General features: G+C 66.4%; 12 protein-coding genes and 2 pseudogenes. 8 read left to right on the top strand and 6 right to left on the bottom strand.

Translation table 11 applies throughout. The annotated features are described in order from the left end of the window. Positions 1-104 precede the first annotated feature (104 nt). The 3 genes and pseudogenes from ACFLEY_RS37135 (at position 105) to ACFLEY_RS37125 (ending at position 7,264) form a co-directional block, all read left to right on the top strand. Positions 105-1,826, top strand: a complete 1,722-nt coding sequence (locus tag ACFLEY_RS37135) for an AMP-binding protein (protein ID WP_060910623.1) — start codon at positions 105-107, stop codon at positions 1,824-1,826. Between the two features lie 12 nt (positions 1,827-1,838). Further along, a pseudogene (locus ACFLEY_RS37130) lies at positions 1,839-5,143 on the top strand (carboxyl transferase domain-containing protein). A 252-nt stretch (positions 5,144-5,395) separates the two neighbouring features. Beyond that, positions 5,396-7,264 carry a sigma-54-dependent Fis family transcriptional regulator gene (locus ACFLEY_RS37125; RefSeq protein WP_060910624.1) on the top strand — a complete coding sequence of 623 codons (1,869 nt, stop codon included), beginning with the start codon at positions 5,396-5,398 and terminating at the stop codon, positions 7,262-7,264. Between the two features lie 184 nt (positions 7,265-7,448). On the opposite strand, the gene ACFLEY_RS37120 is transcribed toward ACFLEY_RS37125, so the two are convergent. Next, on the bottom strand, positions 7,449-8,003 hold the full coding sequence (locus tag ACFLEY_RS37120) for a flavin reductase family protein (protein WP_028172907.1): 555 nt from the start codon (positions 8,001-8,003) through the stop codon (positions 7,449-7,451). Positions 8,004-8,060: 57 nt separating this feature from the next. Then, positions 8,061-9,158 (bottom strand): LLM class flavin-dependent oxidoreductase, encoded by a 1,098-nt coding sequence (locus ACFLEY_RS37115; protein WP_396604359.1) that lies wholly within the window; start codon positions 9,156-9,158, stop codon positions 8,061-8,063. A 216-nt stretch (positions 9,159-9,374) separates the two neighbouring features. Here ACFLEY_RS37115 and ACFLEY_RS37110 point away from each other — a divergent pair, with 216 nt between their 5' ends. The 3 genes and pseudogenes from ACFLEY_RS37110 to poxB all read left to right on the top strand — a co-directional run bounded on the left by ACFLEY_RS37110 (position 9,375) and on the right by poxB (position 12,752). Beyond that, positions 9,375-10,289: a 2-dehydro-3-deoxygalactonokinase gene (locus tag ACFLEY_RS37110; protein ID WP_060910625.1), complete on the top strand. Its 915-nt coding sequence runs from the start codon at positions 9,375-9,377 to the stop codon at positions 10,287-10,289. Positions 10,290-10,304: 15 nt separating this feature from the next. Then, positions 10,305-10,937 (top strand): 2-dehydro-3-deoxy-6-phosphogalactonate aldolase, encoded by a 633-nt coding sequence (locus ACFLEY_RS37105; RefSeq protein ID WP_060910626.1) that lies wholly within the window; start codon positions 10,305-10,307, stop codon positions 10,935-10,937. A gap of 80 nt (positions 10,938-11,017) precedes the next feature. Then, positions 11,018-12,752, top strand: a pseudogene (gene poxB, locus ACFLEY_RS37100) (ubiquinone-dependent pyruvate dehydrogenase). Here the strand turns inward: poxB and ACFLEY_RS37095 are convergent. Both ACFLEY_RS37095 and ACFLEY_RS37090 read right to left on the bottom strand, forming a co-directional pair. Next, entirely contained in the window at positions 12,749-13,114 is a 366-nt protein-coding gene (locus ACFLEY_RS37095; protein ID WP_028172912.1) for a hypothetical protein, read from the bottom strand. The pseudogene poxB and the gene ACFLEY_RS37095 overlap by 4 nt on opposite strands. Before the next feature lie 68 nt (positions 13,115-13,182). Further along, the gene (locus ACFLEY_RS37090) at positions 13,183-14,106 is read right to left on the bottom strand and encodes a PaaI family thioesterase (protein WP_060910627.1); all 924 of its coding nucleotides are present in this window, start codon (positions 14,104-14,106) and stop codon (positions 13,183-13,185) included. A gap of 147 nt (positions 14,107-14,253) precedes the next feature. Between ACFLEY_RS37090 and ACFLEY_RS37085 the strand changes: the two genes are divergently transcribed. Next, a complete protein-coding gene (locus ACFLEY_RS37085; RefSeq protein WP_060910628.1) occupies positions 14,254-14,571 on the top strand; it encodes a hypothetical protein in 318 nt (105 codons plus the stop codon). A 39-nt stretch (positions 14,572-14,610) separates the two neighbouring features. Here ACFLEY_RS37085 and ACFLEY_RS37080 read toward each other — a convergent pair whose 3' ends face one another. After that, entirely contained in the window at positions 14,611-16,080 is a 1,470-nt protein-coding gene (locus tag ACFLEY_RS37080; protein ID WP_060912926.1) for an amidase, read from the bottom strand. A gap of 127 nt (positions 16,081-16,207) precedes the next feature. Beyond that, positions 16,208-17,320, bottom strand: coding sequence for a ring-opening amidohydrolase (locus ACFLEY_RS37075; RefSeq protein WP_396604358.1), 1,113 nt, complete (start codon positions 17,318-17,320; stop codon positions 16,208-16,210). 297 nt (positions 17,321-17,617) lie between these two features. Here ACFLEY_RS37075 and ACFLEY_RS37070 point away from each other — a divergent pair, with 297 nt between their 5' ends. Further along, positions 17,618-19,954, top strand: coding sequence for a Tex family protein (locus ACFLEY_RS37070; protein WP_211433972.1), 2,337 nt, complete (start codon positions 17,618-17,620; stop codon positions 19,952-19,954). Positions 19,955-20,024 lie beyond the last annotated feature (70 nt).

The raw sequence follows: 20,024 nt of genomic DNA, 5'->3' as shown, positions 1-20,024 counted from the left end.
AACTGTTTTCCTTGACATGAAGTCTGCCGTGCTCGACGTGTAACGATGTCGATTGACGGCACGTGCGTGCCTTATGAAAAGAAAAGCAACACGGGGAAGACGTCATGAGCGCGGCCCTCAACGAGAAGGACTACCTCGCCACCTTGCGCGGGTTGTGGGACAAGGCGTGGCCGAAGGGCCTGCCGCGTTCGCCGAACTATCTGCACGGCGAAGCTCCTTTGACGGAATATCTGCGCGCCTGGGCGAGGCGGAGCCCGGAGCGTCCGGCGGTGATCTTCTACGGGCACGTCACCACCTACGCCGATCTCGACCGGCAGAGCGACCGCTTCGCGGCACTGTTGCAGGCCAAGGGCGTGCGCAAGGGCGATCGCGTCGCCGTCTTCCTGCCGAACTGCCCGCAATTTCACATCGTGTTCTTCGGCATCCTGAAGCTCGGCGCGGTCCATGTCCCCGTCAGCCCGCTGTCGCGCGCGTTCGAGCTGTCCTACGAGCTCAACGATACCCAGGCCGACGTAATCGTGGCACTGGACCAGCTCATCCCCGTCGTCGAGCAGGTGAGGGGCGAGGTGCGGATGCGCGAGATCATCGTCACCAGCTTTGCCGATGTCCTGCCGGCGGCGCCTGCATTTCCCACGCCGGAATCGATCCGCGCGCCGCGCATCGCGGCCGCAGGCGCGACCGATCTGTTGCCGGCGCTTGCCGCGATGCCCGCGCCGTCGCCGCTGCCGCCGCCCGGCCTCGATGAGGTCGCTGCGCTCAACTACACCGGCGGCACCACCGGCATGCCCAAGGGCTGCGTTCACACCCATCGCGACATGGTCTATACCGCCGCCGCCAATTACGGCATCTCGGTCCTGTCGGACGAGAGCAGCGTGTTCCTGTCGTTCTTTCCGGAGTTCTGGATTGCCGGTGAGAACTTTGGCTTGATCTTTCCGCTGTTTTCCGGCGCGACGCTGGTTCTGCTGGCGCGCTGGGATGCCGTCGGCGCGATGGCCGCGATCGACAAGTACAAGGTTACGATCACCGCGATGCCGGTCGACGGAGCGGTGGAGCTGATGGACCATCCGCGCTGGAGCGAGTTCGACCTGTCGTCCTTGAAGCAGGTGCGCGTCGTCTCCTTCGTCAAGAAGCTCAACGCCGACTATCGCAGGCGCTGGAAGGACCTCACCGGCACGATCCTGATGGAGGCGGCCTGGGGCATGACCGAGACCCACACCTCCAACACCTTCACATCAGGCTTCCAGGACGACGATTTCGATCTGAACAACCAGCCGATCTTCGTCGGCCTGCCGGTCCCCGGCGCCGAGTTCAAGATCACCGATTTCGAGACCGGCGCGCTGCTGCCGCTCGGTGCGGAAGGCGAGATCCGGGTGCGGACGCCGTCGCTGCTCAAGAGCTACTGGAACAAGCCGGAGGCGACCGCGGAGTCGCTCGTCGATGGCTGGCTGCGCACCGGCGACATCGGCAGCATCGACAAGGACGGCTTCCTGCACTTCCTCGGCCGCCGCAAGGAGATGCTGAAGGTCAAGGGCATGAGCGTCTTCCCGCCGGAGATCGAGGCGCTGCTGGGTCAGCATCCGAAGGTGCTGGGCTCGGGCGTGGTCGGACGCGACGATCCCGACAAGGGGCAGGTGCCGGTGGCCTATATCCAGCTCAAGCCGGAGGCGGTCGGTACCATCTCGGCAGAGAGCCTGCGTGCCTGGTGCGCCGAGCGCATGGCCGTCTACAAGGTCCCGGAGATTCGCATCATCGAAGCTCTGCCCCTGACGGCGACGGGCAAGGTGAAGAAGCAGGACCTCGATCCAAATCTGCCCGCCGCAGTCTGAGTGAGAGACATCATGTCGTTCAAGAAACTCCTGATAGCCAATCGCGGCGAGATCGCCATCCGCATCGCGCGCGAGGCGGCCGATGCCGGCATCGCGACGGTAGCGATCCACCCTGCAGACGACGCGCTGTCGCTGCATGTGCGTGTCGCCGACGAGGCGCTCGAGATCCCCGGCCGCGGCGCGCGGGCCTATCTCGACATCGAGGCCGTGGTGACGGCGGCGAAGGGCGCCGGCTGCGATGCCGTGCATCCCGGCTACGGTTTTCTGAGCGAGAATGCCGCGTTCGCCAAGGCCTGTGGCGAGCAGGGGATCACCTTTGTCGGGCCAAAGGTGACAGCGCTCGAACTGTTTGGCGACAAGGTCGCGGCACGGCAACTGGCCAAACGCTGCGGCGTGCCGATCATCGCCGGCACCAGCGGGCCTTCGTCGCTCGAGGAGATCACGGCGTTCTTCACGTCGCTTGGCGGCAACGCGGCGATCGTGATCAAGGCGATGGCCGGCGGCGGTGGCCGCGGCATGCGCGTGGTCGAGAATGCGGCCGATCTGGCGGAAGCCTATGCGCGCTGCCAGTCCGAGGCCAAGGCGGCATTCGGCTTCGACGGCGTCTATGCCGAGCGGCTGATCCGCCAGGCGCGTCATATCGAGGTGCAGATCATCGGCGACCGTCATGGCGCGGTCTCTCATCTCTGGGAACGCGAATGCACCATCCAGCGCCGGCACCAGAAGCTGGTCGAGGTGGCGCCGAGCCCGTCGCTGAGCGAGCCCTTGCGCGGCCGCATCATCGAGGCGGCGAGGCAACTCGCGACCGCCGCGGCTTACGACAATCTCGGTACTTTCGAGTTCCTGGTCGACGGCACGGCGGAGGATAGCTTTGCCTTCATCGAGGCCAATCCGCGGCTCCAGGTCGAGCACACCGTGACGGAAGCGGTGCTCGGCCTCGACCTCGTCCGCGCCCAGCTCGCGGTCGCAGCAGGCAGCACGCTGGCCTCGCTCGACCTTGCGCAGGGATCGATCCCGAAGCCGCGCGGCTACGCCATGCAGCTCCGCGTCAACATGGAGACGCTGGACGAGACTGGCGCGACGCATCCGACCGGCGGCGTGCTCGCCTTGTTCGAGCCGCCGTCGGGGCCCGGCGTCCGTGTCGATAGTTTTGGCTATGCGGGCTACAAGACCAGCGCGGCCTTCGATTCGCTGCTCGCAAAAGTCATCGTGCATACGCCGGGCGAGGCCTGGCATGACGTGGTCGCCAAGGCTTCGCGCGCCCTGCGCGAATTCCGGATCGACGGCGTCGTCACCAACATCGCCTTCCTCCAGGCGGTGCTCGCGCATCCCGATTTCAGGACCAACCGGATCGCGACCGATTTCATCGATCGCAACATCGCGAAACTGGTCGAGGCGGCCGATGGCGCAGCCAAGCCGCTCTACTTCGCCCCGACTGAGCGAGGCGGCGGTCACGGCATGGAGACGCACATTACGCAGGCCGTGCCCGAAGGCGCGGTGATGGTCGCGGCACCCCTGCAAGGAACCATCGTCACCATCCAGGTGAAGGAGGGCGAGGTCGTGCGCCCCGGCCAGCAGCTTGCCGTGATCGAGTCCATGAAGATGGAGCATCTCGTCATGGCCGAGCAGGGCGGCCGGGTGATGAAGCTCGTCGCCGGAGACGGCGCCACTTTGATGCATGGCGAACCGATCCTGTATCTGGAGCCGCTCGACGTCGCGGCCGACGCGTCGGCGGCGGAAGCCGATGTCGACCTCGACCACATCCGTCCTGATCTCGCCGAGCTGATCGCGCGCCAGGCCAACACGCTCGATGCGAACCGGCCGGCCTCGGTCGAGCGCCGCCGCAACACCAACCAGCGCACCGCCCGCGAGAACGTCGCGCAGCTCGTCGACGACGGCTCCTTCATGGAGTACGGCAGCCTCGCGATCGCGGCCCAGCGCCGCCGGCGCAAGCTCGACGACCTCATCAAGAACACGCCGGCCGACGGCCTCGTCATGGGCGTTGCGACCGTCAATGGCGAGAAGTTCGGCCCGGAGGGCGCGCGCTGCATCGTCGTGGCCTATGACTACACCGTGCTCGCGGGCACGCAGGGCCACATGAACCACAAGAAGATCGACCGCATGCTGACGCTGGCGGAAGACTGGCGCGTGCCGCTGGTGTTCTACGCTAGGGCGGCGGCGGCCGGCCCGGCGATACCGACCGGCTCGGCATGACCGGGCTCGACGGCCCGTCCTTCGTGCAGTTCGCAAGGCTCTCCGGCCTCGTGCCTGTCATCGGCGTCGTCTCCGGCTATTGCTTTGCCGGCAATGCCGCGATGCTCGGTTGCTGCGACGTCATCATCGCCACCAAGAACGCCTCGATCGGCATGGGCGGCCCTGCGATGATCGAGGGCGGCGGGCTCGGCGTCTACCATCCGGCCGAGGTCGGCCCGGTCTCGTTCCAGTCGCCGAACGGCGTCATCGACATCCTCGTCGAGGACGAGGAGGAGGCGACGCGCGTCGCGCAAAAATACCTGTCCTATTTCCAGGGCGCGGTGACCGACTGGCAGGCCGTCGACCAGCGTCTGCTCCGCCGCGCCATTCCGGAGAACCGCCTGCGCGTCTACGACATCCGCAGCGTGATCGATCTCGTCGCGGACAGGGACAGCGTGCTGGAGCTGCGCCGCGACTACGGCGTCGGCATGATCACCGCGCTGATCCGCATCGAAGGCAAGCCGTTCGGCCTGATCGCCAACAACCCGCGCCATCTCGGCGGCGCGATCGATGCCGATGCCGGCGACAAGGCCGCGCGCTTTCTCCAGCTCTGCGACGCCTTCGATCTGCCGATCGTCTCACTCTGCAACACGCCCGGCTTCATGGTCGGCCCGGAAGCCGAGAAGACCGCGATCGTGCGGCACGTCTCGCGCATGTTCGTGACCGGCGCGAGCCTCACCGTGCCGCTGTTCGGCATCGTGCTGCGCAAGGGTTACGGCCTCGGCGCACAGTCGATGATCGGCGGCGGCTTCCACGCCTCGTTCTTCACCGCGGCGTGGCCCACGGGCGAGTTCGGCGGCATGGGCCTCGAGGGCTATGTCCGCCTCGGCTTCCGCAAGGAGATGGAGGCGATCGCCGACCCCGAAGAGCGCGAGACCTATTACCGCAACAAGGTCGCCGAGCTCTATGCCAACGGCAAGGCGGTCTCGATCGCGTCCGTGTTCGAGATCGACAACGTCATCGACCCCGCCGAAACCCGGCGCTGGATCATGGCGGGGCTTAGGTCGGTGCCGAAGCCGCCCGCGCGGACGGAGAAGAAGAGGCCCTGCATCGATACCTGGTGAGCGCAGTGCAGCAATCTTGATGATGCCGTCATTCCGGGGCGCGCGCAGCGCGAACTATGGTGTGCAATTGCACACCTGAGAATCTCGAGATTCCGGGTTCGATGCTCCGGGCCGCGCTTGCGCGGTCCCATCGCATCGCCCCGGAATGACGTCTAGAGACCGTGTGCCATCTCCCCCGTTCCCGGTTCCCGATTGACATCCCCGCCCGTGCTGCCAGACTTTGCACAATAATACAGGGTGGAGACGTCCGCGATGGCCAGCCTTTCGGCCTCGAACCATGTCGCCCGTGTCTTGTCCGTCGCCAATCATGTGGCCGACGTCGATGCCTCTTCGCGGATCGCCAATTCGTGGCGGCGCTGCCTGATCAGCCACAAGCTCGATCCCGCCCGTCAGGGCCCGCCGCAAACGCTCACCGAGGCCGAGATCCGGCATGTCGCCGAGCCGATGGAGGAGACGATCCGGCTCGCGACGCCCGAGCTCGACGACCTCGCCCGCGTGCTGCGCGACGCCGGCTACTGTGTGAATCTGGCCGATGTGAACGCGACCATGCTGTTCAGCCGGCTGCCGGGCGAAGCCGATGCGAAGATGTTTCTGGACTGGAAGATCTACACCGGCTCGAATTTCGCCGAGACGTTTGAGGGCACCAACGGGCTCGGCACCGCGCTTGCCGAGCAGAAGCCGATCCTGGTGCATCGCGACGAGCATTTTCGCGCGCAGTGGCACATGTTCTCCTGCGCCGTGGCGCCGCTGTTCGACCAGGCCGGCCGGCTCGCCGGTGCCATCAACATCACCTCCTGCCGCGAGGATCTCGAGCGCGCCGCGCATCAGCTCGCGCTCGCGGTGACGATGGAGGCGACGCGGCGGATGGAGGGTGCGATCTTCCGCGGTCATTTCCGCAACGCCTGGATCGCGACGGTGCCGGGTGACGGCGGCAGTGGCCTACTCGCCTATGACGACGACCGCCGTATCGTCGGCGCCTGCCGTTCCGCGCGTGCGCTGCTCGGCCTCACCGACGGCATGATCGCATCGGGCATCGATCTGTCGCGTTACGTCAAGTTCGATCATCACGCCGCGCGCAGTGCGGACGATGTTGTCGAGCTGCGCCGCGCCGACGGCAGTCCGTTGGGCGAGGGCCATGTCGCCCCGCCGCTGCGCGCCAAATCCTTCACGGGTCCACACGCTCCGCGCCGCGATGCGACGATCGACCGTTTTGATGACCTGCATCGGCTCGCCGGCCGCGATCCCGGCCTGATCCGAAGCGTGAAGCGGCTCCGAAGCATCGGTGATCGCAATCTGCCGGTGCTGCTGCATGGCGAGACCGGCGTCGGCAAGGACGTGTTCGCCCGCGCCATTCACGCGGCGAGCAACCGTGCCCGCAACCATTATGTCGCGCTGAACTGCGCGGCGATGCCGGAGAGCCTGATCGACGCCGAGCTGTTCGGTTACGAGGCCGGTGCCTTCACCGGCGCGCGGCGCGAGGGCTCAAAGGGCCTGATCGTGCAGGCCGACGGCGGCACGCTGTTCCTCGACGAGATCGGCGACATGCCGATCGCGCTGCAGACGCGTCTCTTGCGCGTGCTGGAAAACCGCGAGGTCTGGCCGCTCGGCGCGCTCAAGCCGGTGCCGGTCGACATCCGCCTGATCAGCGCCACCCATCGCGATCTCGGCCGCATGGCGGAGGAGGGCGCCTTCCGCGCCGATCTCTATTTTCGTCTCCGCGGCATGGAGGTGAAGCTGCCGAGCTTGCGCGAGCGCGCCGACCGCGACGACATCATTCGCCAGATCGCGCGCGAGGAAGCGCCGAATTGCCGCCTCTCGGACGAGGCCTGGGCGCTGCTGTCGGCCTATCCGTATCCCGGCAACATGCGCCAGCTCCGCCATGTGCTGCGGCTTGCCGGCTGCACGGCGGAGAACGGTGTCGTCACCGATGCCGATCTCGATCTGCCGCTGTTCGGCGGCCGTGCGGCGGAGCCGGACCTCGCGGCGGCCGAGCGCGCGACGATCGTCGAGGCGCTGCGCAAGCATGGCGGTCGTGTGACCGAGGCGGCGCGTGCGCTGAAGCTCAGCCGCGCGACGCTGTATCGCAAGATCAAGCACCTGAAGATCGAGACCGCGCAGTAGCGCTTTCGGTTGGAGATGAACGAGGAGCGAGCCGCGGGCTTTCGCCTCTCCCCGCGTGCGGGGAGAGGCCGACGCGCGAAGCGCGGCGGGTGAGGAGGACTCTCCGCGAGTCCAACTGTCACCATCCTCGGAGAGACTCCCCCTCTCCCCGCAAGCGGGGCGAGGGAGCGCACCGCCGCCGCCCTTACGAAAAATCCGTCCAGCTCAGATGCCTTGAATCGAGATCGCCGACTGTAACGGTGCCGCGGATTTCGTGGGGTACGTGGAAGCTGCTGCGCAGATAGACCAGCGGCGCGGCCCCGTCGGAATGCGACACCCCGCGGACTTCGCCGACGAAGATCGAATGCGTCTTCGTTTCGAATTCCTGCGCCAGCTCGCAATCGAACGCGGCCACCGCGTCGGTCAGCACGGGTGCGCCGGTGGCCCCGCGCGTCCACTGCCCGAACGCAAAGCGGTCGTCACCGTTGACGCCCTTCTGGCCGCTGAAGGTGAGTGCCAGCAGCGCGTGGTCCTCGTGCAGGAAGTTGATTGCGAAGGCGCCTTCCTCGCGGATCCGCGTATGTGCGCTGGCGTTGCGGTTGACGCAGACGATCAGCGACGGTGGATTGTCCGACAGTGAGCAGGCCGAGGTGACCGTGAGCCCGGTGCGCTTGCCGTGCTCGGCACCGACCGTGACCAGCGCGACGGCACCGGCGCATTGGCGCATCGCCTGCTTGAAATCCTTTGCGTCCACGCTCACGCGGAAATCTCCGAAACGGGTGCGGATGCGGCACGATCGCGCCGCATCCGCGTCGGGTCAAGCCGCCTTCTTCGCGGAGCCGAGATGCTTCAGGCGCGGCATCACCTCGCTGCTGAGCAGCGAGAGCGAGTGGTGCCAGGCCTCTGCCTTGTGCTTGTAGTCGAAGCCGAACACCAGCAGCACGCCGAAGCCGCCGACCTCGTCGTAGATCTTCTCGATCTTCTCGGCGACGGTGGCGGGCGAGCCGACGATCCAGTTCCGCTTGGCGCAATATTCGACGGTGACGTCGCTGTCGGGCACGTCGGGCGCGTGCTTCAAATAGTCCTTGAAGCCGAAATGGCCGAGCAGGGGCAAGAAGTACTCGTGCATCATCCGGCCCATCATGTCGCCGGTGGAGAGCTTCCAGGCCTCTTCGTCGGTGTCGGCAACGAAGACCTCGCGCACCAGCCGCCAGTCCTGCCGGTTCGGCTTGCGTCCGGTCTTGGCGGCGCCGATCTCGACCGAATCCCAATGGCTGCCGACATAGGCCGGGTTGAGGTTGAGGCTCATCGGGATGAAGCCGCGTTCGCCGGCGAGCTTCAGTGTGTCCGAGTTCTTCGACAGACCGGCAACGCCGATTGGCGGATGCGGCGCCTGCAACGGCTTGATGTGAGGCTTGAGGAAGTCGAACATCGTGTCCGGCTTGGTCACCGTCCAGAATTTGCCCTTGTAGGTCCAGGGCGCGGGATCGGTCCACATCTTCAGGATGATCTCCAACGCTTCGCGGGTCATGTCGCGGTTCTGCCCGCTCATGCCGTCGACGTTGAACATCGCCCAGTCGCTTGGCAGGCCGCTAGCCGCGACACCGAAATTGAGCCGGCCTTCGGACATGTGGTCGAGCATCGCGACGCGGTTGGCGAGCTCGGCGGGATGGTGATAGGGCAGCAGGAAGCCGCCCGGCCCGATGCGCAAGCGCTTGGTTTGCATCAGCGCCTGCGCGATCAGGAGATCCGGCGTGGGATTGGGTTCCCAGGGCGCGGTGTGGTGCTCGCCGACCCAGGCCTCTTGATAGCCGAGCTCGTCCAGCCAGCGCATGACTTGCAGGTCCCAGTCGTTTCCTTCCTTCAGGCCGCACTCCGGCGGGTGCGAAGGCATCGGGAAATAGCCGATCTCCATGTGTTTCCTCTCCACAATTGACGCGTCTTGGTGCGCGGTTCACGGATGTGAGTGGGGATGCATGAGCAAGCGGTGTGCCAGCGCGGCAGCGTCTCAGACCTGCGATAAAACGCTGGTTTGCGGCGGCAATAGCCGATATCCCGGGGCGAATTTGCCAGCCGTCGTCTCATTGTCGCGAGACGGCGTCTTGCCGGTGAGACGAGGACGAGAACCGAGATGAGCGAACCCGCCTATGTCGCGGTGGACTGGGGCACCAGCAGCTTCCGCCTGTGGCTGGTCGATCGGGCCGGCCAGGTCCTGGCCGAACGCCGCAGTGGCGAGGGCATGCTGGCCGCGGCCAAGACCGGATTTGCCGGTGTGCTGCAATCGCATCTTTCCGCCGTCGAAGCACCGGATCATCTGCCCGTTCTCGTCTGCGGTATGGCCGGCGCCAAAACCGGCTGGGTCGAGGCCGGCTATGTCGACACGCCGGCACCGCTCACCTCCATCCTGAAGCAGGCCGTGCGGGTGCCGGGTGAGGCGCGCGACATCCGCATCCTGCCCGGCATCGCGCAGCGCGACGCAGGCGCGCCGGACGTGATGCGCGGCGAGGAGACGCAGTTGCTCGGCGCGCTCGGCCTTAAGGCCGCCGGCGAAGCGCTGGTCTGCATGCCCGGCACGCATTCGAAATGGGTGCGGGTGAAGGACGGCACGGTCGAGCATTTCTCCACCTTCATGACCGGCGAGCTGTTCAGTGTGATCTCGCGCGAGACGATTCTGTCACTCGCGGTCGCAGGCGCCGATGACGCCGAGGATGTTGCAAGCTTCAAGGCGGCGGTGAAAGCCGCGTTCGAGGCGCCGGCGTTCGCCGCCAACCTGCTCTTCGGTGCGCGGTCGCGGCAGTTGCTGTTCGGCGGCACGCCGGCCGCCGCGCGCGAGACGCTGTCGGGCACGTTGATCGGCACCGAGCTGGCGGCGGGTCTCTCTGGCAATGTGCCCAAAGCCGGCATCACGTTGGTTGCGTCAGGGCGGCTGGCGACGCTGTATCAGCTGGCTTTCGATGCGGTGTCGGTGACGCCGCGGCCGATCGATGCGGATGAAGCCGTTCGCCACGGCCTGTCGATGGCGGCGGCGGCGATCTGGACGAGTTAAGAAGGATTTCCTGAGATGAGTGTTCCATTTCCGTCGATGAAGCGTCCGTTGGTCGCGATCCTGCGCGGCGTCAAGCCGGAGGAGGCCGAGTCCATCGTCAGTGTGCTGATCGAGGCCGGCATGACCGCGATCGAAATTCCGCTGAATTCGCCCGATCCGTTCCGCTCCATCACCACCGCCGTGAAGCTCGCGCCGGCCGGCGTGCTGATCGGCGCCGGCACCGTGCTAGCCACCGCAGATGTCGATCGTCTCAATGACGCCGGCGGCAAGCTGATGGTCTCGCCGAATGTGGATACGCAGGTGCTCGCGCGTGCGCATCAATACGCCATGGTGACGTTGCCGGGGGTGTTCTCGCCGACCGAGGCGCTGCTTGCCGCGCGCTCTGGCGCATCGGGCCTGAAATTCTTTCCGGCGAGCGTGCTCGGCGCATCCGGTATCGCCGCGATTCGCGCGGTGCTGCCGGCCGGCGTGATGATCGCTGCCGTCGGCGGTGTCTCCGACCAGAATTTTGCGGAGTATAGCAAGGGCGGCGTCACCGCATTCGGGCTTGGCTCCAGCCTCTACAAGCCCGGCATGTCGGCGGCCGATGTCGCAGCGCGCGCAAAGCAGACGATCGCGGCCTACGATCGGGCGATTGTGAAAGACTGAAGCTGCAATAAACCAGCCGTGATCCCGTCACGGCCGCGCTTTATCCTATCTTGCTGAATCAGCGAGATCAGGAGACCGACATGGCGATCAACAACGTGGCCGATCTGTTCGTGGCAACGCTCGAACAGGCCGGCGTCAAGCGGATCTACGGCATCGTCGGCGACAGCCTGAATGCTTTTACCGAGGCGCTGCGGCGTCGCGGCACCATCGAATGGATCCACGTCCGGCATGAGGAGGTTGCGGCGTTCGCAGCCGCCGGCGAAGCCGAGATGACCGGAAGCCTTGCGGTCTGCGCAGGTTCCTGCGGCCCGGGCAATCTGCATCTGATCAACGGCCTGTTCGACGCGCATCGCAGCCGCGTCCCCGTGCTGGCGATCGCGGCGCAGATTCCGTCGGCCGAAATCGGCGGCGGCTACTTTCAGGAAACCCATCCCCAAAACCTGTTCCGGGAATGCAGCCATTATTGCGAGCTGGTCTCGGATGCGAGCCAGCTGCCTTTCGTGATCGAGAACGCCATTCGTGCGGCCGTCGGCCTGCGCGGCGTCGCCGTCATCGCCATGCCCGGCGACGTCGCGTTCCGCGATCCGCCGAGGCGCGCGCTGTCGACGGCGCGGGGGCTCGCGCTGTCGGCGCCGAAAGTCGTGCCTGAGGCCGATGAGCTGAAGGCGCTCGCGGACCTCCTGAACGGCGCCGAGCGCATCACCCTGTTCTGCGGCCGTGGCTGCGCCGGCGCGCATGCGCCGTTGATGCAGCTTGCGGAGGCCTTGAAGAGCCCGATCGTGCATGCGCTCGGCGGCAAGGAGCACGTCGAATACGAAAATCCCTACGATGTCGGCATGACCGGGTTCATCGGCTTCTCCTCGGGCTATGCCGCCATGCACGCCTGCGACGCGCTGGTGATGCTCGGCACCGATTTCCCCTACAAGCAGTTCTTCCCGACCGGTTGCCAGATCGCGCAGATCGACATCCGCCCGGAAAATCTCGGCCGGCGCTGCAAGATCGACCTCGGCCTCATCGGCGACGTCAAGCTGACCATCGAGGCGCTGCTGCCGCTCCTGAAGACCAAGACCCAGCGCAAGCATCTCGACGATGCCCTCGCGCATTACAAGAAGGCGCGCGAGGGGCTGGACTCGCTCGCCAGGGGCACCCCCGGCAGCAAGCCGATCCATCCGCAATATCTCGCCAAGGTCGTCAGCGACCATGCGTCCGAGGATGCCGTGTTCACCGCCGATGTCGGCACACCCACGGTGTGGGCGGCGCGCTATCTCGAGATGAACGGTCGCCGCCGGGATCGGCTCCTTCGTGCACGGCTCGATGGCCAATGCGATGCCGCAGGCGATCGGGGCGCAGGCCTCGCAGCCCGGCCGCCAGGTGATCTCGCTGTCGGGCGACGGCGGCTTCACCATGCTGATGGGCGATCTGATCACGCTGACGCAGATGAAGCTGCCGGTGAAGGTCGTCGTCTTCAACAACGGCGTGCTCGGCTTCGTTGCGCTGGAGATGAAGGCCGCCGGCTTCGTCGACACCAATGTCGACCTGCAAAACCCTGATTTCGCGGCGATGGCGCGCGTGATGGGCATTTTTGCCAAACGCGTCGAGGACCCCGGCGAGCTTCCGGGCGCGGTGAAGGAGATGCTGGCCTACAACGGACCCGCGCTGCTCGACGTCGTCACCGCCAAGCAGGAGCTGTCGATGCCGCCGACCATCACGAGCGAGCAGATCAAGGGTTTCAGCCTCTGGGTCTTGCGCGCGGTGATGAACGGCCGCGGCGACGAGGTGCTCGATCTTGCGAAGACGAACCTGCTGCCGCGTTAGCTGCGCTTCGCCGACGGCACATGCAACCGCTCGTGGCGGCGCTGGAAGCGCTGCCAGTGCAGTACGCTGCCGATCAGCAGGGCCGGCACGAAGCCGAGCACGATCAGGAAATGCGGCAGCTCCTTCGGCGAGATGAAGGCGATGGCGATGTCCGAGATCAGCCACAGCGCGGCGAACATCACCGCGAAATCCGTGCGCGGGCAGCGCAGATAGTAGAACACGGCGGTGATGACCACGGCAGGCCCGATCGCGATGGCGATCAGCACCGCGGTCAGCTCCTTCGGCGTCACCGCGTCGAGCACCATCGACGCCAGCAGCCACATGGCGGCGAACATGGCGATGATGTCGATCGGATGCCGCAACCCAATACCTCTCACGGGGAACGCGCTATCGTTGTGGTTCCAGGCCCCCGCCGTCAAGTAAAATAGGCCTATTCCTCGTCGTTTCCAGGCGTCGGCCGCAGCATGAAATGGCCGAAGGCAGTGGCGATCGGCTTGTCCGCATCGTCCTGCCAGGCGCGCGCCTCGAAGGCGACGATGCGCCGGCCCTGCTTGACGATCGAGACATTGGCAAAGCTGTCGAGCGCGCGGCCGGAGCGCAAGTAGTTGATGGTCAGCCCGATCGGCTTGGGCGGCGCGGCGGCGCCGAGCTCGCGTGCGACCCCGATGATCGCCGTGGTCTCGAGGAAGGCGCCGGTCATGCCGCCATGGATCGCGGGCAGGATCGGATTGCCGATGATCTTCGGCGAGAACGGCATGGTCAGCGTGCCGTCGTCGTTGACGCGGATGCCGAGGCAGCGCGCGAACGGGCTGCGGGCGAACGGGCCATCCGGATCCTCCGGCGCCTCCAGGGTCGGGATGCTGCGCGAATCCATCCTGCGGTCGGCGAGCATGTTGGTGCGGTTGGCGCCGATCATGAAGCAGGCCGTTGCGGTTGCGACCGGATCGTCCTCGGACTCCTGATACGCGGTGGAGCGTACGAAGGCGATCGAGCGCGTGGTGCGGTAGCAGACCGAATGCGCCTTGATGTCGAGGCCCGGCGTCGCCGGCTTCTGATAGTCGATACGCAGGTCGAGGGTTGCGATCGCGCGCGTGCCGTCGAGCGCGAGCTGCACGGCCATGCCGCAGCTCTCGTCCAGCATCGCGGTGACGACGCCGCCATGCAGCACCCCGGTCTCGGTGTCGCCGACGAAGACGGGACGGTAGGGCAGGCTGGACCAGGCCTCGGCGGGTGCGAAGCGGTCGAGCTGCAGCCCGCTGATATTGCCGTAGTCGGAGCGGCGGCCCTTGATGGCCTCGGCCAGTTCCTCGAACGAGAGCGTGGCAGGTAGGCCGGACGTCGATGAGCTGGACATGGCGATGTTCTAGACCAGTGCCGGGCGCCGCGCAAAACCCCGAATACGGGTCGCACGGCAGGCCTGCGGGCGGTTGGGCCTCGACAGGGCGGTCCGAAGCGCCGATGGTGGGCGCTTCGTTCGTTCGACTAGCCGCAAGGAGCGCTTATGGCCGACCCCGAAACACCCGGCGCCAATCAGGGGCCCGTCACCATTTCGAGCTCGAGCTCCGAGCGGGCGCCGATCATCTATTTCGACGGCGCGTCCTGTTTCGGCCATCACAACGGCGCGATCCAGGTCGAGCTCGCCGCGAACCTCTTGATGCCGGTCGGAGCTGCGGTCAGGGTCGAAGTGGTCCAGACCGCGCACCTGCGTTGCAGCGTGGCCGCCGCGCTGGCCTTGCGCGAAGCGCTCGACAAGGCGCTCGCGATGTACAAGCAGGGGCAGCAGCAGCCGACGGAGGAGATCCCGGCGATGAAGAACTGAAACGGCAGCACGATCGCATATCATGGCGATCGCAGCTCCTCAGCTCACATGCACCTTCGGCTTCATGCCGCCGTTCCACTTGCCGTCGAGCGCGCGCTCGATCTGGGCGGCGAATTGCAGGAGCAGGCCGTCATTGGCCTGCTTGGCGATCGCCTGGATGCCGAGCGGCAGGTCGTGATCCTGGGTTGCCATCGGCATCGAGATCGCCGGCATGCCGCAGAGATTGGCGAGTGGCGTGAAGGCGAAAAAGCGCCAGAGGTTGCCGAACCAGTCGAGCACGTCAGGATTGTCGGAGATGGTGAGATATTCCCTGGTGCCGACTTTCGGCGTCGGCAGCGCCGTGATCGGCGTCAGGATGACGTCCCACTGCTCGAAGAACGCGCCGAAACCGCGTGACGTCGTGTTGAACACGCCTTGCATCTTCGCCCGCTCGGCGAAGCTGGTGTGCCGGCCGGCTTCCCAGATCCTGATGTTCATCGGCTCGATGAGATCTTCCGGCGGCTTTTCCAGGCCGCGCGCGGCCAGCATGTTCGAGATCACCACCGCAAAATTCGAGATGTAGCACATCGTCTGCGCCTCGAACGCCGCACGGAAGTCGAGCTCGGGCAGCGCATAGTCGACGTGATGACCGAGGCATTCGAGGAAGCGGCCGGTCGTCTCCAGCTCGGCGGCGATCTCCGGCGTCGCGGTGTAATCGCCCCATGTGTGCGACAGCGCGATGCGAAGCTTGCCGGGATCGCGCTTGATCATCTCGGAATAGGGCTGCGCCGTGGTCCAGAACGGCATGAACTCGCCGGGCGCAGGCCCGCGCGCGTGATCGACGAAGGCGGCGGTGTCGCGCACCGAGCGCGACTGGCAGCCCTGGATCGAGACGAGCCCGGTGAGGTCGGACATGTGCGGGGCCAGCGAGAACACGCCGCGCGAGACCTTCAGCCCGATATTACCGTTGACGCCGGCGGGAATGCGGATCGAGCCGCCGCCGTCGGTCGCATGCGCGATCGGCACCACGCCGGCGGCAACCATCGCCGCGCTGCCCGCGGACGAGCCGCAGGTGGTGTAGTCGGTGTTCCAGGGATTGCGCGTGACGTAGACGGCCGGATTGTCGGCCGAGCTGCAGACGCCGAATTCCGGCGTCGTGGTGCGCCCGATCAGGTTCAGTCCGGCCTGGCGGAATTTGCCGGTCAGGAAGGTGTCGGCGCTCGCGCGATTGCCGCGCATCAGCAGCGAACCCATCTCCTGGAGCCGGCCCTTCATGGTCGGCCCGAGATCCTTCATCAGGAAGGGCAGGCCGGCGAACGGGCCGGCGAGGTTGGCGCCGTCCTTGGCCGGATCGGCGATCACGTCCTCGAACAGCTCGACCACGGCCGACAGCGCCGGATTGACCTTGGCGACGGCAGCAGCGGCCTGGCGGGCCAATTCCTTCGGCGTCAGCTCGCCCTTGCGGACGCGCGCCGCCAGCCCCACGCCATCGTGCTGCGCCCACTCGTTCCAGCTCATCGGCAAAGTCATGAAATTCAAATCCTCTAGATGCGGCGGTCCTTCCTTTCGCATGGACCCTGCGTGAATCAACTGAGCCGGCGCGAAGGGCAGGGTTGCATGGGGCGGAGAGGTCGCAGGACCGGGGAGGCCGGCCGTCTCAATCCGATAGTCGCGCGATCACCGCAACCGGCCCGCCGCCCGCCGGGCCCTGATGCTCGGCGCCGCCGGACACGTAGACTGCGCCGGTGCCGGCAAGGCCCGCGATCAGGCCGCCGACCGCGGCGCGGGCGTGGCGCGTCGAGCTGATGTCGGTGTCCTCCAGCATGGCGTGGCGAAAGCCGCGCACGCTGCCATCGGGCGAGGCCTCCGCCTTGGCGAAGATGTTGACGAGCTCGCGCCCGGCTTCCGCTTGCGGCGCGACGCCAAGCCCGACACTCTTCAGCGCCGACGTCACAGCGGCGGCGTCGATCGCATCGTTCATCACGGCGTGGCCGATCTCGAATTCGCTGGCCGATGCCGCCGAATTTCCGAGCACTATGACGACGTTGTGCATCAGCTCGATTCCGGCCGAGGTGGATGCCACCTTCGAGAACAGATCGTAGCGGCGCAGCACGTCCCCGTCGCTGATGTCCGAGCCGGTCTCGCCGAGCGCGACCGCAACGCCGAGCGCGGAGGCGCCGCGCGAATAGGCCATCGAACCGTAGGCGCTGGTCGTCGCCGTCTTGTTGCCGCGTGCGCTTGCGGCCGCGACGCGATCGCTGGTGAGCAGCGGGCACTTGATCTGCACGAAATGGACGTCGGCGGGGTCGGTGATCCCGGCGTCCGCCATCGCGGCCTTCACGGCCGCGGCCGTCTCCGCGATCTGCGCGGCGCGTCCGAGCTCCTCCGGCAGGAAGTCCCGCGTGTGCGCCATGCCGATGCTCAGGCGCTTGCCTGACAAGCCCGCCGGCCGCCGCTCGACCTCGCGGCGCGTGAACACCGTGATATGCGGGCTGAGCACGCCTTCGGTGCCGCCGGACATCACGAAAGCGATGCGCTGCTCGACCTCCTCGGGGGACAAGCCGAGCTGTGGCGCCAGCGCCGTGCACAGCGCGGCGACGGCATATTCCCGGGTAAAGTCGTTGACGCCGCCATTGCCTTCGGTCTTGCCGAGGATGGCGAGGATCGATTTGGGATCGATCGCGCCGGAGCCGATCATGGCCATGAGGCCGGAGACGTCACCGGGGCCCTTGGTGACGATCTTGAAGACGCCGACCGATGTCGTCCGCATTGCAGTCCTCGTGTGGAGTTCGGTGGTCCGGCGGTGCAAACAGCCGTGGAACGGAGGCGGCTGTCAATCCCCGTCGTCGTCCTGGCTTTCGCCAGGACGACAAGAGGATAGAGTCTTCATACCAACCGCGCCCGCCGCATCCCCACGATTGTGGCGAGATCGCATCGGTTCAACAAAAAAATCGTCTGTCGACGGTTGCGCGCGGCACCTTGATGAATCAACCTGGGTTGGTCCATAAGCGGCGTCCCGCGACCGGATTTCGGTTTGCGTCGCGTGCTTGGAGAGAGGGATTCTCGCGTGGCAAATATCAACCAGAAAATTGCGCAGGAGCTTGGGGTTCGGGCCGAGCAGGTAGAGGCAGCGGTGACGCTGCTCGACGGCGGCGCCACGGTTCCCTTCATCGCCCGCTACCGCAAGGAAGCGACCGGTGCGCTCGACGACGCGCAATTGCGCACCCTGGAGGAGCGCCTGGGCTACCTGCGCGAACTTGAAGACCGCCGCAAGGCGATCCTCGAATCGATCCGCGAGCAGGGCAAGCTCGATGCCGCACTCGAAGCCACGATCATGGCCGCCGACAGCAAGGCGCGCCTGGAAGACATCTATCTGCCGTTCAAGCCGAAGCGCCGCACCAAGGCTGAGATCGCCAAGGAAGCCGGCCTCGAGCCGCTCGCCAATCAGCTGATGGCGGAGCCCGGCAACGATCCCAAGGTCGTGGCGGAAAGCTTCATCAACGCCGAGAAGGGCGTGGCTGACGCCGCCGCCGCACTCGACGGCGCCCGCGCCATCCTGGTCGAGCGATTTGACGAAGACGCCGATCTGATCGGCGCGCTGCGCGAGGAGATGTGGACCAATGCGCGCATGGCCTCCAAGGTGCGCGATGGCAAGAAGACCGAGGGCGAAAAGTTCGCCGACTATTTTGAATTCTCCGAGCCGCTGACCAGGCTGCCGTCGCACCGCATCCTGGCGATGTTCCGCGGCGAGAAGGAAGAAATCCTCGACCTGCAGATTCAGGCCGAAGCCGAGGCGCCGCCGCCGGGCGTGCCCAGCGCCTACGAATTGAAGATCATGAAGCGGTTCGGCATCGCCGACCTCAAGCGCGCTGGCGACCGCTGGCTGATCGACACGGTGCGCTGGGCCTGGCGCACCAAGATCCAGGTGCATCTCAACATCGACCTGCGCATGCGGCTGTGGAACGCGGCCGAGACCGAGGCCGTGCGCGTATTCGCGTCCAATTTGCGCGACCTGCTGCTGGCCGCGCCCGCCGGCACCCGCGTTACCATGGGGCTCGATCCCGGTTACCGCACCGGCGTCAAGGTCGCCGTCACCGACGCGACCGGCAAGGTCGTCGATACCGCCGTGATCTATCCGCACGAGCCGCAGCGGCAGTGGAACGAGTCGCTCGCGATCCTCGGCAAGCTTGCCTTGAAGCACCGTGTCGAGCTGATCGCGATCGGCAACGGCACGGCCTCGCGCGAGACCGACAAGCTCGCAGGCGATCTCGTCAAGGGCCTGGCCGAGCTGAAGATGAACAAGATCGTGGTGTCGGAAGCCGGCGCGTCGGTCTATTCGGCCTCGGCCTTCGCCTCGGAGGAACTTCCCGGTCTCGACGTCACCCTGCGCGGCGCGGTCTCGATCGCGCGGCGCCTCCAGGATCCGCTTGCCGAACTCGTCAAGATCGAGCCGAAGGCGATCGGCGTCGGCCAGTATCAGCACGACCTCGGCCAGGCCAAGCTCGCCAAGTCGCTCGATGCCGTGGTCGAAGATTGCGTGAACGCCGTCGGCGTCGACGTCAACACCGCCTCGGCGCCGCTGCTCGCCCGCGTGTCGGGCGTGGGCTCGGGCCTTGCGCGGAGCATCGTGGCACATCGTGACGCCAACGGCCCGTTCAAGTCGCGCAAGTCGCTCAAGGACGTGCCGCGCCTCGGGCCGAAGGCGTTTGAGCAGTGCGCGGGCTTTTTGCGCATTCTCGGCGGTGAGGATCCGCTCGATGCGTCCGGCGTGCATCCGGAAGCATATCCGGTGGTGCGCCGGATTCTCGCGGCCACCAAGAGCGACATCAAGGCGCTGATCGGCAGCAGCGAGATCGTGCGCACGCTGAAGCCGAAGGATTTCGTCGACGAGACCTTCGGTCTGCCGACCGTCACCGACATCCTGCGCGAGCTCGAAAAGCCCGGCCGCGACCCCCGTCCGGCGTTCAAGGCCGCTGTGTTCAAGGAGGGTGTCGAGGAGATCAAGCACCTCCAGAAGGGCATGATCCTCGAGGGTACCGTGACCAACGTCGCCGCCTTCGGCGCTTTCGTCGACATCGGCGTCCACCAGGACGGCCTCGTGCACATCTCGGCGATGTCGAAGACCTTCATCAAGGACCCGCGCGAGGTGGTGAAGCCCGGCGACATCGTCAAGGTGAAGGTGCTGGACTTCGAGGTCGCCCGCAAGCGCATCTCGCTGACGCTGCGGCTCGACGACGAGGTCGGCGCCAAGAAGGACGCCCCCGGCATGCAGCGCGACAATGGCTCGCGCAATGCAGCCCGCATGACCTCGTCGGCGCCGCGCAAGCAGGAATCCTCCGGCGGCGGCGCCCTCGCCGAAGCCCTGCGCCGCGCCGCCGAGAAGAGCGGCGGCAAGCGCGTGTGATCTCCAACCTCTCCCCGCTCTTTTGCGGGGAGAGGTCGGAATTCGCGCGCAGCGCGGATTCCGGGTGAGG

This window comes from Bradyrhizobium sp. YCK136, from assembly GCF_044570075.1.
GTDB lineage: Bacteria > Pseudomonadota > Alphaproteobacteria > Rhizobiales > Xanthobacteraceae > Bradyrhizobium > Bradyrhizobium diazoefficiens.
Note: the sequence above shows the minus strand (reverse complement) of the source record. Positions and strands in the feature narration are given on the sequence as shown.

What these genes read in the sequence shown, in the direction of transcription:
- ACFLEY_RS37135 (WP_060910623.1), top strand. Translation starts at nt 105, where the DNA reads ATGAGCGCGGCCCTCAACGAGAAGGACTACCTCGCCACCTTGCGCGGG.
- ACFLEY_RS37125 (WP_060910624.1), top strand. Translation starts at nt 5,396, where the DNA reads ATGGCCAGCCTTTCGGCCTCGAACCATGTCGCCCGTGTCTTGTCCGTC.
- ACFLEY_RS37115 (WP_396604359.1), bottom strand. Translation starts at nt 9,158, where the DNA reads ATGGAGATCGGCTATTTCCCGATGCCTTCGCACCCGCCGGAGTGCGGC.
- ACFLEY_RS37110 (WP_060910625.1), top strand. Translation starts at nt 9,375, where the DNA reads ATGAGCGAACCCGCCTATGTCGCGGTGGACTGGGGCACCAGCAGCTTC.
- ACFLEY_RS37105 (WP_060910626.1), top strand. Translation starts at nt 10,305, where the DNA reads ATGAGTGTTCCATTTCCGTCGATGAAGCGTCCGTTGGTCGCGATCCTG.
- ACFLEY_RS37090 (WP_060910627.1), bottom strand. Translation starts at nt 14,106, where the DNA reads ATGTCCAGCTCATCGACGTCCGGCCTACCTGCCACGCTCTCGTTCGAG.
- ACFLEY_RS37085 (WP_060910628.1), top strand. Translation starts at nt 14,254, where the DNA reads ATGGCCGACCCCGAAACACCCGGCGCCAATCAGGGGCCCGTCACCATT.
- ACFLEY_RS37080 (WP_060912926.1), bottom strand. Translation starts at nt 16,080, where the DNA reads ATGACTTTGCCGATGAGCTGGAACGAGTGGGCGCAGCACGATGGCGTG.
- ACFLEY_RS37075 (WP_396604358.1), bottom strand. Translation starts at nt 17,320, where the DNA reads ATGCGGACGACATCGGTCGGCGTCTTCAAGATCGTCACCAAGGGCCCC.